The sequence below is a fragment of the Ruegeria arenilitoris genome (assembly GCF_013031355.1).
Classification (GTDB): Bacteria; Pseudomonadota; Alphaproteobacteria; order Rhodobacterales; family Rhodobacteraceae; genus Ruegeria; species Ruegeria arenilitoris_C.
Genome location: NZ_WPZO01000014.1, coordinates 20,951 through 34,178 on the forward strand (window position 1 = coordinate 20,951; position 13,228 = coordinate 34,178).

Sequence of the window (13,228 nt, forward strand, 5' to 3'; positions counted from 1 at the left end):
AAAACGACCAAATGAAATTGCGTTTTCGTGCGTGATTGCAGTAATCTTACAATTAATGACGAAAGTCGACCAAATAAATCAACAGATATTGCGTGAGCTGTCCCGCGATGGCCGCATCAGCAATCTGGAACTGGCGGACCGCGTTGGCCTGTCGCCTTCGGCCTGTCTGCGCCGGGTGCAGGAACTTGAGCGCGTGGGCGTGATCTCGGGCTATCGCGCGGTACTGAACCCGGCGGCGATGGGGGTGGGGTTCGTGGCCTATATCGGCGTTGGTCTGGGCGAGCATACCAAGGCTGCGCAGGAAGGGTTCGAACGCGCCTTGCAACGCGCGCCGGAGGTGGTGGAATGTCACAATATCACTGGCACGATCGAATACTTGCTGCGCGTGGAATGCACCGACCTTGCCGCATACAAGACCTTTCACACCGACGTTTTGGGAACCTTGCCGCATGTGACGTCGATCACGTCCTACGTTGTGATGGGATCCCCCAAGGACATGCGCGCCTGACGGGTGGAAAAGTTAACTGTAACCGTCTTGCCGGGCAAAAACTGAGGTCATAATGTTATCTCAAAGGTTCAACAATTGGGGATCAACCTTAGCTGGACCAAATTCAGGGAGATGACCATGACATTCGTCCGGACCAGTGCGCTTGCCGCAGCTTTGGCGTTAATCGCCGGGGCAGCAATGTCCGCGCCATTGAAACTGCAACCCGCCAACCCGCAGCCCAGCCCGAAGGCCGGGTTGAACGTGAAATACTATGGTACAGGCAATCAACACAAAAAGATCCGAGATCTGAGCCAGGCCAAAAGCTTGCTGTCTCAGGCGCAGCCCGGAAAACCTTTGCGGGGGTTAGACTATGCTGACACCAGCAAGGGTGAGGATGTCATGACGTTCGACGGTGCTTACAATGTTGCCGCCGAGGTCACGGGGTATATGCGATTTGATTCACCCGGAATCTACGAACTCGAAACATGGTCCAACGACGGGATAGAAGCATGGGTTGGTGGTCAACAGATTGGCCACGTGAATGGCATTCAGGGGTGCGAAGCCAATCAGCGAACCGAGGTGGAAGTACCGCAAGCCGGGTGGTATCCGCTGAAAATCTATTATTACCAGAAACTCGGAACGTCTTGTCTGATGATGAAGTCGGGCAAACAGGGTGAGCGTTTCACCTGGACGCCCAACAACGTCTTCGGTCGGTAAGTAGAAAGGCGCCCCGCAGGGCGCCTTTTTTCATTAGGCGTTGGCGGCGATCAGTTCGGCCTGCGCCACAATGACTTCGGCCTGTTTGATCGAAGCGATATCGACCAGACGCCCTTTGTAAACGGTGGCACCTTCACCATTGGCCTTTGCTTGCTCCATCGCGGCCAGAATTTCGCGCGCTTCGGAAACAGCCTCGTCCGACGGGGTAAAGACCTGGTTGGCCAAAGCGATCTGTTTCGGGTGGATCGCCCATTTGCCCACCATGCCCAGCGTGGCCGAGCGTTTGGCCTGCGCGATATAGCCCTCGTCATCCGAGAAATCGCCGAACGGCCCGTCCACCGGCAGCACGCCATGGGTGCGGCACGCCGCGACGATGGCGGCCTGCGCCCAGTGCCACGGATCGGACCAGTGCTTTTCACCCTCGCGCAGCATGTAATAGTTCTCCTGCGTGCCGCCGATGCCGGTGGTCTGCATTCCCATCGAGGCTGCAAAATCCGCCGCACCCAGGCTCATCGCTTGCATCCGGGGGGATGAGGCTGCGATCTCTTCGACATGGGCGATACCCGCGGCGGATTCGATAATGACTTCAAAGCTGACCGGTTTGGTGCGGCCCTTGGCGCGCTCAATGGCGGTAACCAAGGCATCTACTGCGTAGACATCCGCCGCGCAGCCGACCTTGGGGATCATGATCTGGTCCAGACGGTCGCCTGCCTGTTCCAGCAGATCGACCACATCGCGATACCAATAAGGCGTGTCCAGCCCGTTGATCCGGACGGACATATACTTGTTGCCCCAATCGGCAGTGTTTAGCGCCTCGATCACGTTGGCGCGCGCGACGTTTTTGTCCGACGGCGCGACCGAGTCTTCAAGGTCGAGGTTGATCACATCCGCTGCCGATGCAGCCATTTTCGGGAACAGCTTGGTGTTCGATCCCGGCCCGAACAGCTGACAACGGTTGGGGCGCGCGGGGGCGGCGGGTTGAATGCGAAAGCTCATCTGGACCTCGTGCAAGAAAGGAAATTACGATTTTCTTGCCATATGAGGTATTAAATTGCGCGAAGCTTCGCAAGCGTCTTTGTGCAGCTGCGGCAATGCAATCGCAGCATCTGCCGTGGGTTGGGGTCTGCGTGGTGATTAAAGATTAATCAGTGTGAAAACTTGGGAGATTTTTGCGCGCTGACTTCTATCTGTGCAAAAATTTCCCTCTCGGGCAACTGAACCCGAAGGAAAACGCGAAACACTCGCTAAGCACGTCCCTTAGCCTGCGTCGGAATCAAAGGAGTGACCGCAATGATCGAGACACCGTACCTGCTGTTTTTGGGCGATGCGCCCGACCAATTGGCGGCCAAAGTAGCAGTTGGAATTAAGGACTGGCGCCCCGAAAACGCCGTGGGCCAGTACCGGATGGACGGCTGCAAGGCCGATCTGGGCCTGACGGACATGACCCTGACCGAGGCGAAAGCGGCCGGGGCAAAGACCCTTGTCATCGGTGTGGCCAACCGCGGTGGCGTGATCAGCCAGGAATGGAAAAAGGTTCTGGTCATGGCGCTGGAAGAAGGGTTCGACCTCGCCTCGGGTTTGCACAACCTGTTGCGCGACGAACCCGATCTGGTTGCCGTTGCCGAGGCGACCGGCCAGAAACTGCACGACGTGCGCGTACCCGAAGTCGACTATCCGATTGCCAATGGCATCAAGCGTAAGGGCAAGCGGTGTCTGGCCGTGGGCACCGATTGCTCGGTCGGCAAGATGTACACCGCTCTGGCAATGGATGCCGAGATGCGCGAGCGTGGTATGAAATCGACCTTCCGCGCCACCGGTCAGACCGGCATTCTGATCACCGGTGACGGTGTGCCGCTGGACGCAGTGATCGCCGACTTCATGGCCGGCTCTGTCGAATGGCTGACACCCGACAATGACGACGACCACTGGGATCTGATCGAAGGGCAGGGGTCGCTGTTCCACGTGTCTTATTCGGGCGTGACCATGGCTCTGGTCCACGGTGGTCAGCCCGACGCGCTGATCCTGTGCCACGAACCGACGCGCGAGCATATGCGTGGCCTGCCGACCTATCAGCTGCCGACGCTTGAAACCTTGCGTGACACTGCGCTGGCGCTGTCCAAAGTCGGCAACCCGGATTGCCAGGTCGTGGGCGTTTCGGTCAACACGCAGCACATGTCCGAGGAAGACGCATCGGCCTATCTGGCCAAGATCGAAGCCGACATGGGCCTGCCCGCGACCGACCCGTTCCGTTTCGGTTCGGGTAAGTTGGTGGACGCGCTGGCCGCGATGTGATCTGAACAACGCGCCGGAGGCGGGGTTCTTCGCCCCGGCGCCTTTTGGAAAAGATGAAGGAGCGTTTGCGTGCAGGTAGAGGTCTCTCGTGATGTGTTTCGGCTGGCGCAGGTGTTCACCATCTCGCGCGGGTCGCGGACCGAGGCAAAGGTGCTGACGGTTCGGATTTCCGATGGAACTCATCAGGGCTGGGGCGAATGCGTTCCCTATGCGCGTTATGATGAGACGCTCGAGTCGGTTGAGGCCGAGATTGCGGGTCTGCCTGCCGAGTTTACCCGCCAGTCGCTGATGGACCTGTTGCCTGCTGGCGCCGCCCGGAACGCCGTGGATTGCGCCCTTTGGGACCTGGAAAGCAAGCGCGCGGGCAAACGGGCGTGGGATCTGGCCGGGATGCCAATTCCGGGGCCTGAGATCACCGCCTACACCCTGTCGCTGGACACGCCAGAAGCGATGCAGGCGCAGGCGGCGCAGAATGCGCACCGTCCCTTGCTGAAGATAAAGCTGGGCACGCCGGACGACATGCCCCGGTTGGAAGCCGTGCGCGCAGGGGCGCCCAAGTCCAAGATCATCGTGGATGCAAACGAGGGCTGGTCGGCCGAGGTGTATGCCGATCTTGCGCCGCATCTGGTGCGATTAGGCGTTGAGCTGGTCGAGCAGCCTCTGCCCGCGGGGGAAGACCATGCGCTGATCGGGATGGAGCGCCCGGTGCCTGTCTGTGCTGACGAATCCTGCCATGACCGCACCAGCCTGCCTGCCTTGAAGGGCAAATATGATGTGGTGAACATCAAGCTGGATAAAACCGGTGGCCTGACCGAGGCGCTGGCCCTGCGTGAAGCGGCGCTTGCCGAAGGCTACAAAGTCATGGTCGGCTGCATGGTCGGCAGCTCGCTAGCCATGGCCCCTGCGACCCTGTTGGCACAGGGTGCGATGGTAACGGACCTTGACGGCCCGCTTCTGTTGGCCGAAGACCGCGAAAACCCGCTGATTTTTGATGACGCCGGAGTGCACCCGCCTGTGGCGACGCTCTGGGGCTGAGGAGAGATACATGACCCGCACCGTTTACGTAAATGGCGAATACCTGCCCGAGACCGAGGCCAAGGTGTCCATCTTTGACCGTGGTTTCCTGTTCGCAGACGCCGTTTACGAAGTCACCAGCGTACTGGACGGCAAGCTGATCGATTTCGAAGGCCACGCGGTACGCCTCAAGCGGTCGTTGGACGAGCTGGAGATGGCAGAGCCCTGCACCAAGGAAGAGCTGCTGGAGATTCACCGCAAGCTGGTTGAGCTGAACGGCATTGAGGAGGGCCTGATCTATCTGCAGGTCAGCCGTGGCTCAGACGGCGACCGGGATTTCGTGTTCCCGTCCGCCGATACCAAACCCAGCCTCGTGCTGTTCACCCAGAACAAGCCCGGCCTGGCCGACAGCCCTGCGGCCAAGAAAGGCGCCAAGATCATCTCGATTGAAGATATCCGCTGGGGCCGTCGTGACATCAAGACCGTGCAGCTGCTCTACCCGTCGATGGGCAAGATGATGGCCAAGAAGGCGGGCTGCGATGATGCGTGGCTGGTCGAGGACGGCTATGTCACCGAGGGCACCAGCAACAACGCCTATTTCGTGAAAAGCGGCAAGATCGTCACCCGCCCGCTGTCCAACGACATTCTGCACGGCATCACCCGTAAGGCCGTGCTGCGCATGGCAGCTGAGGCACAGATGGAAATTGAAGAGCGTCTGTTCACCATCGACGAGGCGAAAGAGGCAGATGAGGCCTTTACCACCTCGGCCAGCGCATTTGTCATGCCGGTGGTTGAGATCGACGGGGTGACATTGGGCGACGGCACGCCGGGTCCGATTTCGAAACGCCTGCGTGAGATCTATCTGGACGAAAGCCGCAAGGCCGCGATCTAAAGCAAAGGCCCGCCAAAGCGGCGGGCCTTTTTCGTTCCGGGCGTCAGCCCTTTTTCAAAACGTTTTCTTCGAAGGCGACTTTGAAGGCGGCCTGTTTCTCGGGGCTGGCATCAGTCTGGTAGTTGGCCTTCCACTCATCCATGGTCATGCCGTAGAAAATCTCGCGGGCTTCGTCCTTGCCCATTTCGATGCCTTTTTCGTTGGCGGCTTCCTGATACCAGCGGGCCAGGCAGTTGCGGCAGAATCCGGCCAGATTCATCATGTCGATGTTCTGAACGTCGGTGCGATCTTCCATCAGGTGCTCTTGAAGCCGACGGAACGCGGCGGCCTGAAGTTCGATTTCGGTTTGCTTGTCCATGGTCTGGCTCCGGATGACAGTTTTGTTGTCTCTGACCTAGCGGTCCTGTGGTGATGTTTCAACACGGTGGCTCAGGCCAGTTTCAAAGCCAGCCAGGGGACGATGCAGAAGATCAAGGTCAGGATTTTATAATTCGCCAAATACCGGAAATACGCTCGTTTCACATCCGGACGCTCCATCTGGAACATCCGGCCATGAACACCTGCGATCCAATCCTGCAACAGCACGATCATCAGGGTCGTGAAAAGCAAAACCGCGATATTGAGCACCGCCATCCAGCCAAAGACGGAGGTCAGAAACTCCTGAGTCATGATCGCCTCCTTTCCCCTTAATATATGGGGATCAGCGGCCGACCCCACAATGAGGTGTGATCAAAGGCCGCTGTCAGCCAGAGCATCCTGAAGGATCACGGCCATGCGCTCGGCCCAGGCGCGTTGACCGGTGTGGTCGGCGATCAGGTCGTTGCGCAGCTCGATCAGGGCGTTCGGGCGGCCATGGGCGGAACAGTGGCGGTCAATCGCGTCACCGGGCAGGACACCGGTATAGGGTTCGTTGACGCCTACGCACAGATCGCCCTCGGCCCCGAGCCGGTTGACCAGCGGGCGCGAGAACCGTTCGTCCGGCGTGTGCAGTACACCGATGTGCCACGGGCGTGGCGCACGACCGCGCAGCTGGCGGGTAAAGGAATGCATCGACACGATCACCGCGTGGGGCAGGCCCGCCATGCGCCCAAGCGCTTCATGGTAAGGGCGATAGCACATGTTCAAGCGCCGTTCGCGTTCAGCCGCGTCGGCGTGGCGGTTGCCGGGGATAATCGAGCCGTCATAGAGCTTCATCAGCAGGGTCGGATCGTCCTCGCCCCTGTTCGGGTCAATCACGAGGCGCGAGAAATTTGCTGCAATCACCGGCGCGTTCAGGATCTCGCCTAAATGCTTGGACACTTCATAGGCGCCGACGTCATAAGCGATGTGACGCTCCATATCCTCGCGCGGCAGGCCGAGGTCGCCACCATTGATTTCGGGTGGCACTGTATTGGTTGCATGGTCGCATGTGATCAGCCAGCGCGACGGGCGATCAGCGCCGTGGATAAAAAACGGAGAATACGTCATAAGCCTGTCATCTAGTTTGTCGCAGGTGTAGGGCAGTTGCTTTGAAAAGGGAATTGCGCAATAAGCAGCGTGAAGCAATGTTTGCGGTAACATTTATGCGAAACCAAGAGATGACGTCAGGAGAACACCATCAATGCGACGCCTGAGAAATGTAAAAATCGTGGCGACGCTGGGACCGGCGTCCAATGACTATGACATGATCCGCGCCCTGCACGAGGCCGGTGCTGATGTGTTCCGCCTGAACATGAGCCACGGCAGTCACGACGAGATCCGCGAGCGGCACCGGATTATCCGGCAGGTGGAAAAGGATCTGGACAGCCCGATCGCCATCCTGGCCGATCTTCAGGGTCCGAAACTGCGCGTGGGCGAGTTCGCCAATGGAGCCGAGGAACTGGAGGAGGGCGCCACTTTCCGGCTGGACCTTGATCCGGCACCCGGCGACGTAGGCCGCGTGTGCCTGCCGCACCCCGAGATTTTCGCAGCCCTTGAGCCGGGCGCACGTCTGTTGGTCAATGACGGCAAGATCCGTCTGATCGTACAAGACTGCGGCCAGGATTTCGCAAATTGTACGGTCGAGGTCGGCGGTACCATCTCGAACCGCAAAGGCGTCAACGTGCCCGATGTGGTGCTGCCTCTGGCGGCACTTTCGGCCAAGGATCGCGACGATCTGGAATTTGTCTGCCAGTTGGGCGTCGACTGGCTAGCGCTGAGCTTTGTTCAGCGCGCCAAGGACGTGTTCGAGGCCCGCGCGCTGGCTGACGGCCGTGCCTCGATCCTGTCCAAGATCGAAAAGCCTGCGGCGGTTGAAGCCTTTGACGACATCCTCGACGCCTCGGATGGGATCATGGTCGCGCGCGGCGATCTGGGGGTCGAACTGCCGGTGTCTGCCGTGCCGCCCATCCAGAAACGTCTGGTTCGGAAATGCCGCGGCGCTGCCAAGCCGGTGATCGTGGCCACCCAGATGCTGGAGAGCATGATCGAAAGCCCGATGCCCACCCGGGCCGAGGTATCGGACGTGGCAACCGCCATCTATGAGGGTACCGACGCCATTATGCTGAGTGCTGAGTCCGCGGCGGGCTCGTACCCGGTCGAGGCTGTGCAGACCATGAACAAGGTCGCCATCGAGGTTGAGGCCGACCCGACTTATATGCAGATCATTTCCGCTTCGCGCAGCGCGAAGGGCACAACGATTGCTGATGGGATTGTGGCCGCCGCGCGTGAGATTGCGGAAAAGACCGATATCAAGGCGATCTGCTGTTTCACCCAAAGTGGCACCACGGCGCTGCTGACTGCACGGGAACGTCCCAGTGTGCCGATCATCGCCATGACACCGGCCACCGGAACCGCACGGCGTCTGTGCCTGAGCTGGGGTTGCCACTGCGTGATGACGCCCGAGCTGGAGCGGTTCAAGGGTGCCGTCGTCAACGCGGCCCGCGCGGCGCGGGCAGGCGGATTTGCGGCCGAAGCGGATCAGATCGTTGTGACTGCCGGTGTCCCCTTCAACGTGCCGGGAACCACCAATATTCTGCGTATCGCACCGTGTGATGAGCGTCTGATCTACAACACGGACCCGGGCTGACCCATACGGTAAAGCCTCTTTCCCACCGCTGGCTTGCGGTGTTTGCCTATTTTTTGGGCGAAAAAAGTGTAATAATATCAACAGAAAGCCGGACTCTGGGTTGAGTTCGGCAATTTCCCCTCTGTTTTTCGGTGTTTTTCCCGGATACTGGTTCGCGTGGGCAGTCTACTCAGAAAGTTCCAGGTTCCGGCTGCCCTGCCGGGGACACGGCCCCGGCACAATCATAAAATAACGGAGGAACGTCATGACAACGAAAATTGTCATTGGACTGGACGGGACAGAAACCGGGGAACGTGCGATCACCTTTGCCAAGGATTTGGCCGGGCGGATCGGATCATGTGAATTGCTAGTGGTTTACGTGATCGAATGGTCCCCTTTCACTTTCCAGACACCTGAAGAAAACGCGCTGCGTCACAAGCGGCGCGAGGAAGAGGTCGAACTGGCCACCAACCGCATTGTCACTCCTGCGGTAGATGCGCTGAAGGCAGAAGGTTTCGCAGCGCATGGCATTGTGCGCCATGGTGACGTGGCCGAAACGCTGAATGCGATAACGGTCGAAAACGGCGGTACCCAGATTATCGTCGGGCGCGCCTCGGCGGACGGGTTCAAGAAACGCCTGTTCGGCAGCTCGACCCAGAATCTGGTCATGCACGCTGATGTGCCGGTCACTGTCGTGAACTGAGGGGAGTGACGAGTATGAATACGCTTCAAAGACTGAGCTTTGCTGCATCCGCAGTTCTGTTCGCCAGCCCCGCATTTGCGCAGGAAGCACCGGGTCTGGATGATAAGATCAATCAGGCATTCGCCGACTTCACCGGACCGTTTGTCAGCTTTATCTTCGCGCCGTTCCCGGGAACGGGGTTCCCATGGATCGTGGGATGGCTGGTGATCGCGGCGACGGTGTTTTCGCTGTATTTCGCCTTTGTGCAGTTCCGCTTTTTTGGACACGCTGTCAGCCTTGTGAAAGGTGATTATTCCGATCCCAACGACGCGGGTGAGGTCAGCCACTTTCAGGCGTTGGCTACTGCGCTTTCGGGCACGGTCGGTCTGGGTAACATCGCCGGTGTGGCGGTGGCCGTCGGAATCGGCGGGCCGGGTGCTACGTTCTGGATGATCATGGCGGGCCTGCTGGGCATGGCCTCGAAGTTCACCGAATGTACGCTGGGCGTGAAGTACCGCAACGAATACGAGGACGGCACCGTTTCGGGTGGTCCGATGTATTACATGTCCAAGGGATTCAGCGAACTGGGCCTGCCGGGCGGTAAGATTCTGGCCGTTCTGTTCTCGATCTTCTGTATTCTTGGCGCGCTGGGCGGGGGCAATATGTTCCAGGCCAACCAGGCGCACCAGCAGATCGCAGGTATTACCGGTGACTATCCCGGCTGGATAACTGGCCTGGTCTTCGCCGGCATCGTGTTTGCGGTGATCGTGGGCGGCCTGAAATCCATCGCACGCGTGACCGAAAAGGTCGTGCCCTTCATGGGCGTTATGTATGTGGTGGCCGCGCTGGTCATCATCATCATGCATGCAGATCAGATCGGCTGGGCATTCGGCCAGATCTTCGCAGGTGCCTTCACGGGTCTCGGCGTGGCTGGTGGTATGGTTGGCGCGCTGATCCAGGGCTTCCGTCGTGCGGCGTTCTCGAACGAAGCGGGCGTTGGTTCTGCTGCGATTGCGCACTCGGCCGTGCGGACGAGCGAGCCGATCACCGAAGGCTTCGTGTCGCTGCTGGAGCCGTTCATCGATACGGTTGTGATCTGTACCATGACCGCGCTGGTGATCATCATCACCCAGCAGCTGATCATTGATCCGCAAACCGGTCTTTACATGCTGAACGAAGATGGCGGCGGTATTGCAACCGTTGACGGAAACTCGGGCGTCAGCCTGACCTCGGCGGCCTTTGCCAGCGCCTTTGGCTGGTTCCCGTATGTGCTGGCCGTTGCTGTGGTTCTGTTTGCCTTCTCGACCATGATCAGCTGGTCCTACTACGGCCTGAAAGCTTGGACCTATCTGTTCGGCGAGGGCCACACCAAGGAACTGGTGTTCAAGATCATCTTCTGCGTCTTCGTCGTGATCGGTGCGGCGGCCAACCTTGGCCCGGTCATCGACTTCTCGGACGCGGCGATCTTTGCGATGGCGGTTGTGAACGTCTTTGCGCTCTACTTCCTGATGAAAGTGGTGCGGGAAGAGCTGGCCAGCTATTCGGCTCGCCTGAAAAGCGGCGAGATCCGCAAATTCGAGCACTAAACCCTTCCACCGGGGCGGCCAGTGCTGCCCCGGTGCCTGACCACCCTGCGAAAAGCGCAGATTCTGGTCCAAACCCCCTTGCCAGTATGACCGAACTTGCGTAAACGGCGCTTCTGATCGCGTGACCGGCCGAGATGGCATGCCGAGTCGCGTTTAGTACCGAACCCTGAAAGGAGACGGAAATGCCTAAGATGAAGACCAAGTCGAGCGCCAAGAAGCGCTTTAAGGTGACTGCGACCGGTAAGGTCCTTGCTGGCCAGGCCGGCAAACGGCACGGCATGATCAAGCGGACCAAGAAGTTCATCCGCGACGCCCGTGGCAACACCACCCTGTCCGCCCCCGACGCCAAGATCGTCAAGGGCTACATGCCCTACGACCGCTAAGAGGAGATTAAGAGATGTCCCGCGTTAAAGGTGGAACCGTAACTCACGCCCGTCACAAGAAGGTCATCAAGGCCGCCAAAGGTTACTATGGCCGCCGCAAGAGCACCTTCAAGGTTGCCCGTCAGGCCGTCGACAAGGCCAACCAGTATGCAACCCGCGACCGCAAGAACCGCAAGCGCAACTTCCGCGCGCTGTGGATCCAGCGTATCAACGCTGCTGTCCGTTCGCATGACGAAGCACTGACATATTCCCGCTTCATCAACGGCCTGAACCTGGCCGGTATCGAAGTGGACCGCAAAGTTCTGGCCGACCTGGCCGTGCACGAACCGGAAGCGTTCGGCGCGATCGTCGCCAAAGCTCAGGCCGCTCTGGCTGCCTGATCCTCTTTTCAGAGAGACAGTGAATGAAGGGCCGTCCCATGTGGGCGGCCTTTTTTGTTTTGTGTTCATTCAGACGATTACTTCCGACACCAAACGCTCGGGCTGAATCCTGATTGTCGACGAATTAAGAAAACTTAATCCAAACCCGCTATGCGCAGCTATGAACCATCAACACATGAAGCTTACCTAATAGGAGTGAGCACCATGAAATATACTGCTGCTTTGGGTCTCGTTGCCCTAAACCTGGCTGTTCTGAGTGGGCCAGCCCTTGCCGATTGTTACTTCGGAACTGATGCGGTGACCGGCGCCGAGACAATCATCTGCGAAACGGATGGGGGCTTTTCCAGCTGGGGAACGATGATCGCTGAAGCGTGAAGCTTTTTGTCAGAGCCTGTTGAATAATCTGAAAGGAAACGGCCGTGCTTAAGAGTACAATTGCTGTTGTTGCCTTCGTGGCTTTTGCTGGCCCTGCCATATCGAGCCAGTTCTATCCGGCGAACAGTCTTGACAGTGTGGCACTGATCGGACCTCCGGCAGAGCCAGGATCAGTTGAGTTCGACATGGAAATGTTCACCGTCCTGTGGCTGCAGGAGAGCCGAACCCCTGAACAGATGGCGTTTGTTCAAAAGTCCGTCGACCTGGACCGCTTCGCACCTATCGTTGCAACCGGGTTGCTGGATGTGGACACACAAGTATTGGGTGAAACGCTAGAGCAGATTATCGATGAAGTTCGCGACGACTATAATCTGGTCAAAGCGAATTACGATATTCCGCGGCCTTTCGTGATCAACGACGCTGTTGAACCCGTCGCGACGGCATTCCCCGTGACGTCATATCCAAGCGGGCACACGATCCGCGCAATAGTCTATACGTCGGTCCTTTCGGATATCTTTCCCGAGCATTCCGAACAGCTTGAAGCTCTTGGGCGTGAAATCGGCTACGGTCGTGTGATCGGAGGCGTTCACTATCCAATGGACGTCAAATCCGGACAGGTGCTGGGTGATGCCTACATGGATGTGATACGGGAACAGCCTGCCTATCAGGATGCGTTGAGTGCTATCCGGAACGAGAAAAGCAACGAAGCCCTGCCAGTCACGCAATAAGCGTTGCCAGAGTGCACCCAAGGGGGCGTCGCTCAATGGAGCAGTGGGTTTCGGCTTCGCGGAAACGGAAGGATGCCACCCAATTTCCCGCACGTGCCAGCAGCTGAATTGCGGATGCGGTGGACGTCTCTCGCTTTTACCGTGGGTGTTGGGTTACTTGCTGTCCTTCTTCACCAACTGCGCCGCAAAGGCCACGCCCGTGCCCGGTCCGGCATAAGTGACCATGATCACGTCATCCAGATAGACCCCGTTGAAAATACCGGCCGAAACGTCCTCTCCCGATATCCCGGCCTCGGCCAGTACAAAGCGGGTGGGATCGTCCAGGCTGAATGTGCCCATCGCTTCTTCGACGATCCAATCGGTGTCTCCGATCCGGCGCCAACGGTTGGTGGCGGTGATCAGGTTGCCATCGAGCTTGGTGATCTCCAACTCCATCTCGGTCTTCAATAGACCCTTTTCGTGGTTCGGGTTTGATTTGGCAAAAGCCACCAGATAGGTGCCGTGCCATGTGCCGACGATCTGAGGGAAACCGCTACCGTCTTCGGCGCTGGCAGGGGCGGCGATGGAAAGTGCAAGAATCGTGATCATGCTTCGAAGGAAACTGAATGCCATGGGGTATCTCCTGAATTGAATGGCCACAGGCTACCCGAGTTCAGGAGTTTGGCAA

At 58.6% G+C, this 13,228-nt stretch carries 17 protein-coding genes; 12 read left to right on the forward strand and 5 right to left on the reverse strand.

All coding sequences use genetic code 11. The annotated features are described in order from the left end of the window. Positions 1-55 precede the first annotated feature (55 nt). Both GOX63_RS21380 and GOX63_RS21385 read left to right on the forward strand, forming a co-directional pair. Positions 56-508, forward strand: a complete 453-nt coding sequence (locus GOX63_RS21380; protein ID WP_170328401.1) for an Lrp/AsnC family transcriptional regulator — start codon at positions 56-58, stop codon at positions 506-508. 117 nt (positions 509-625) lie between these two features. Next, complete coding sequence (locus GOX63_RS21385) at positions 626-1,204, forward strand: PA14 domain-containing protein (protein ID WP_170328400.1); 579 nt, start codon at positions 626-628, stop codon at positions 1,202-1,204. A gap of 33 nt (positions 1,205-1,237) precedes the next feature. Here GOX63_RS21385 and GOX63_RS21390 read toward each other — a convergent pair whose 3' ends face one another. Further along, positions 1,238-2,200 (reverse strand): L-malyl-CoA/beta-methylmalyl-CoA lyase, encoded by a 963-nt coding sequence (locus GOX63_RS21390; protein WP_170328399.1) that lies wholly within the window; start codon positions 2,198-2,200, stop codon positions 1,238-1,240. A 294-nt stretch (positions 2,201-2,494) separates the two neighbouring features. Between GOX63_RS21390 and dgcN the strand changes: the two genes are divergently transcribed. From dgcN to GOX63_RS21405, 3 genes are all read left to right on the forward strand, one after another. Beyond that, positions 2,495-3,496: an N-acetyltransferase DgcN gene (gene dgcN, locus GOX63_RS21395; RefSeq protein ID WP_170547184.1), complete on the forward strand. Its 1,002-nt coding sequence runs from the start codon at positions 2,495-2,497 to the stop codon at positions 3,494-3,496. 69 nt (positions 3,497-3,565) lie between these two features. Then, entirely contained in the window at positions 3,566-4,531 is a 966-nt protein-coding gene (gene dgcA, locus GOX63_RS21400) for an N-acetyl-D-Glu racemase DgcA (RefSeq protein ID WP_170328397.1), read from the forward strand. A gap of 10 nt (positions 4,532-4,541) precedes the next feature. Then, complete coding sequence (locus GOX63_RS21405) at positions 4,542-5,402, forward strand: D-amino-acid transaminase (protein WP_170328396.1); 861 nt, start codon at positions 4,542-4,544, stop codon at positions 5,400-5,402. Positions 5,403-5,445: 43 nt separating this feature from the next. Here GOX63_RS21405 and GOX63_RS21410 read toward each other — a convergent pair whose 3' ends face one another. The 3 genes from GOX63_RS21410 to GOX63_RS21420 all read right to left on the reverse strand — a co-directional run bounded on the left by GOX63_RS21410 (position 5,446) and on the right by GOX63_RS21420 (position 6,869). Beyond that, positions 5,446-5,760, reverse strand: a complete 315-nt coding sequence (locus GOX63_RS21410; protein WP_170328395.1) for a DUF1244 domain-containing protein — start codon at positions 5,758-5,760, stop codon at positions 5,446-5,448. 71 nt (positions 5,761-5,831) lie between these two features. Next, positions 5,832-6,071 (reverse strand): DUF6868 family protein, encoded by a 240-nt coding sequence (locus tag GOX63_RS21415; protein ID WP_170328394.1) that lies wholly within the window; start codon positions 6,069-6,071, stop codon positions 5,832-5,834. 60 nt (positions 6,072-6,131) lie between these two features. Next, positions 6,132-6,869 carry an N-formylglutamate amidohydrolase gene (locus GOX63_RS21420; RefSeq protein ID WP_170328393.1) on the reverse strand — a complete coding sequence of 246 codons (738 nt, stop codon included), beginning with the start codon at positions 6,867-6,869 and terminating at the stop codon, positions 6,132-6,134. Positions 6,870-7,002: 133 nt separating this feature from the next. On the opposite strand from GOX63_RS21420, the gene pyk reads away from it, so the two are divergent. The 7 genes from pyk to GOX63_RS21455 all read left to right on the forward strand — a co-directional run bounded on the left by pyk (position 7,003) and on the right by GOX63_RS21455 (position 12,561). Further along, the gene (pyk, locus tag GOX63_RS21425) at positions 7,003-8,448 is read left to right on the forward strand and encodes a pyruvate kinase (RefSeq protein WP_170328392.1); all 1,446 of its coding nucleotides are present in this window, start codon (positions 7,003-7,005) and stop codon (positions 8,446-8,448) included. 244 nt (positions 8,449-8,692) lie between these two features. Further along, on the forward strand, positions 8,693-9,130 hold the full coding sequence (locus GOX63_RS21430) for a universal stress protein (protein ID WP_170328391.1): 438 nt from the start codon (positions 8,693-8,695) through the stop codon (positions 9,128-9,130). A gap of 14 nt (positions 9,131-9,144) precedes the next feature. Then, positions 9,145-10,695, forward strand: coding sequence for an alanine/glycine:cation symporter family protein (locus tag GOX63_RS21435; RefSeq protein WP_170328390.1), 1,551 nt, complete (start codon positions 9,145-9,147; stop codon positions 10,693-10,695). Positions 10,696-10,877: 182 nt separating this feature from the next. Further along, entirely contained in the window at positions 10,878-11,078 is a 201-nt protein-coding gene (gene rpmI, locus GOX63_RS21440; RefSeq protein ID WP_010443552.1) for a 50S ribosomal protein L35, read from the forward strand. Between the two features lie 14 nt (positions 11,079-11,092). Next, positions 11,093-11,458, forward strand: coding sequence for a 50S ribosomal protein L20 (gene rplT / locus GOX63_RS21445; RefSeq protein ID WP_008756009.1), 366 nt, complete (start codon positions 11,093-11,095; stop codon positions 11,456-11,458). Positions 11,459-11,662: 204 nt separating this feature from the next. Further along, positions 11,663-11,833 carry a hypothetical protein gene (locus tag GOX63_RS21450; RefSeq protein ID WP_170328389.1) on the forward strand — a complete coding sequence of 57 codons (171 nt, stop codon included), beginning with the start codon at positions 11,663-11,665 and terminating at the stop codon, positions 11,831-11,833. Positions 11,834-11,877: 44 nt separating this feature from the next. After that, the gene (locus GOX63_RS21455; RefSeq protein ID WP_170328388.1) at positions 11,878-12,561 is read left to right on the forward strand and encodes a phosphatase PAP2 family protein; all 684 of its coding nucleotides are present in this window, start codon (positions 11,878-11,880) and stop codon (positions 12,559-12,561) included. A gap of 153 nt (positions 12,562-12,714) precedes the next feature. Here GOX63_RS21455 and GOX63_RS21460 read toward each other — a convergent pair whose 3' ends face one another. Further along, positions 12,715-13,173: a hypothetical protein gene (locus GOX63_RS21460; protein ID WP_170328387.1), complete on the reverse strand. Its 459-nt coding sequence runs from the start codon at positions 13,171-13,173 to the stop codon at positions 12,715-12,717. Positions 13,174-13,228 lie beyond the last annotated feature (55 nt).

What these genes read in the sequence shown, in the direction of transcription:
- GOX63_RS21410 (WP_170328395.1), bottom strand. Translation starts at nt 5,760, where the DNA reads ATGGACAAGCAAACCGAAATCGAACTTCAGGCCGCCGCGTTCCGTCGG.
- dgcN (WP_170547184.1), top strand. Translation starts at nt 2,495, where the DNA reads ATGATCGAGACACCGTACCTGCTGTTTTTGGGCGATGCGCCCGACCAA.
- GOX63_RS21435 (WP_170328390.1), top strand. Translation starts at nt 9,145, where the DNA reads ATGAATACGCTTCAAAGACTGAGCTTTGCTGCATCCGCAGTTCTGTTC.
- GOX63_RS21390 (WP_170328399.1), bottom strand. Translation starts at nt 2,200, where the DNA reads ATGAGCTTTCGCATTCAACCCGCCGCCCCCGCGCGCCCCAACCGTTGT.
- GOX63_RS21385 (WP_170328400.1), top strand. Translation starts at nt 626, where the DNA reads ATGACATTCGTCCGGACCAGTGCGCTTGCCGCAGCTTTGGCGTTAATC.
- GOX63_RS21460 (WP_170328387.1), bottom strand. Translation starts at nt 13,173, where the DNA reads ATGGCATTCAGTTTCCTTCGAAGCATGATCACGATTCTTGCACTTTCC.
- GOX63_RS21405 (WP_170328396.1), top strand. Translation starts at nt 4,542, where the DNA reads ATGACCCGCACCGTTTACGTAAATGGCGAATACCTGCCCGAGACCGAG.
- GOX63_RS21415 (WP_170328394.1), bottom strand. Translation starts at nt 6,071, where the DNA reads ATGACTCAGGAGTTTCTGACCTCCGTCTTTGGCTGGATGGCGGTGCTC.
- pyk (WP_170328392.1), top strand. Translation starts at nt 7,003, where the DNA reads ATGCGACGCCTGAGAAATGTAAAAATCGTGGCGACGCTGGGACCGGCG.
- GOX63_RS21450 (WP_170328389.1), top strand. Translation starts at nt 11,663, where the DNA reads ATGAAATATACTGCTGCTTTGGGTCTCGTTGCCCTAAACCTGGCTGTT.
- GOX63_RS21380 (WP_170328401.1), top strand. Translation starts at nt 56, where the DNA reads ATGACGAAAGTCGACCAAATAAATCAACAGATATTGCGTGAGCTGTCC.
- GOX63_RS21430 (WP_170328391.1), top strand. Translation starts at nt 8,693, where the DNA reads ATGACAACGAAAATTGTCATTGGACTGGACGGGACAGAAACCGGGGAA.
- GOX63_RS21420 (WP_170328393.1), bottom strand. Translation starts at nt 6,869, where the DNA reads ATGACGTATTCTCCGTTTTTTATCCACGGCGCTGATCGCCCGTCGCGC.
- rplT (WP_008756009.1), top strand. Translation starts at nt 11,093, where the DNA reads ATGTCCCGCGTTAAAGGTGGAACCGTAACTCACGCCCGTCACAAGAAG.
- rpmI (WP_010443552.1), top strand. Translation starts at nt 10,878, where the DNA reads ATGCCTAAGATGAAGACCAAGTCGAGCGCCAAGAAGCGCTTTAAGGTG.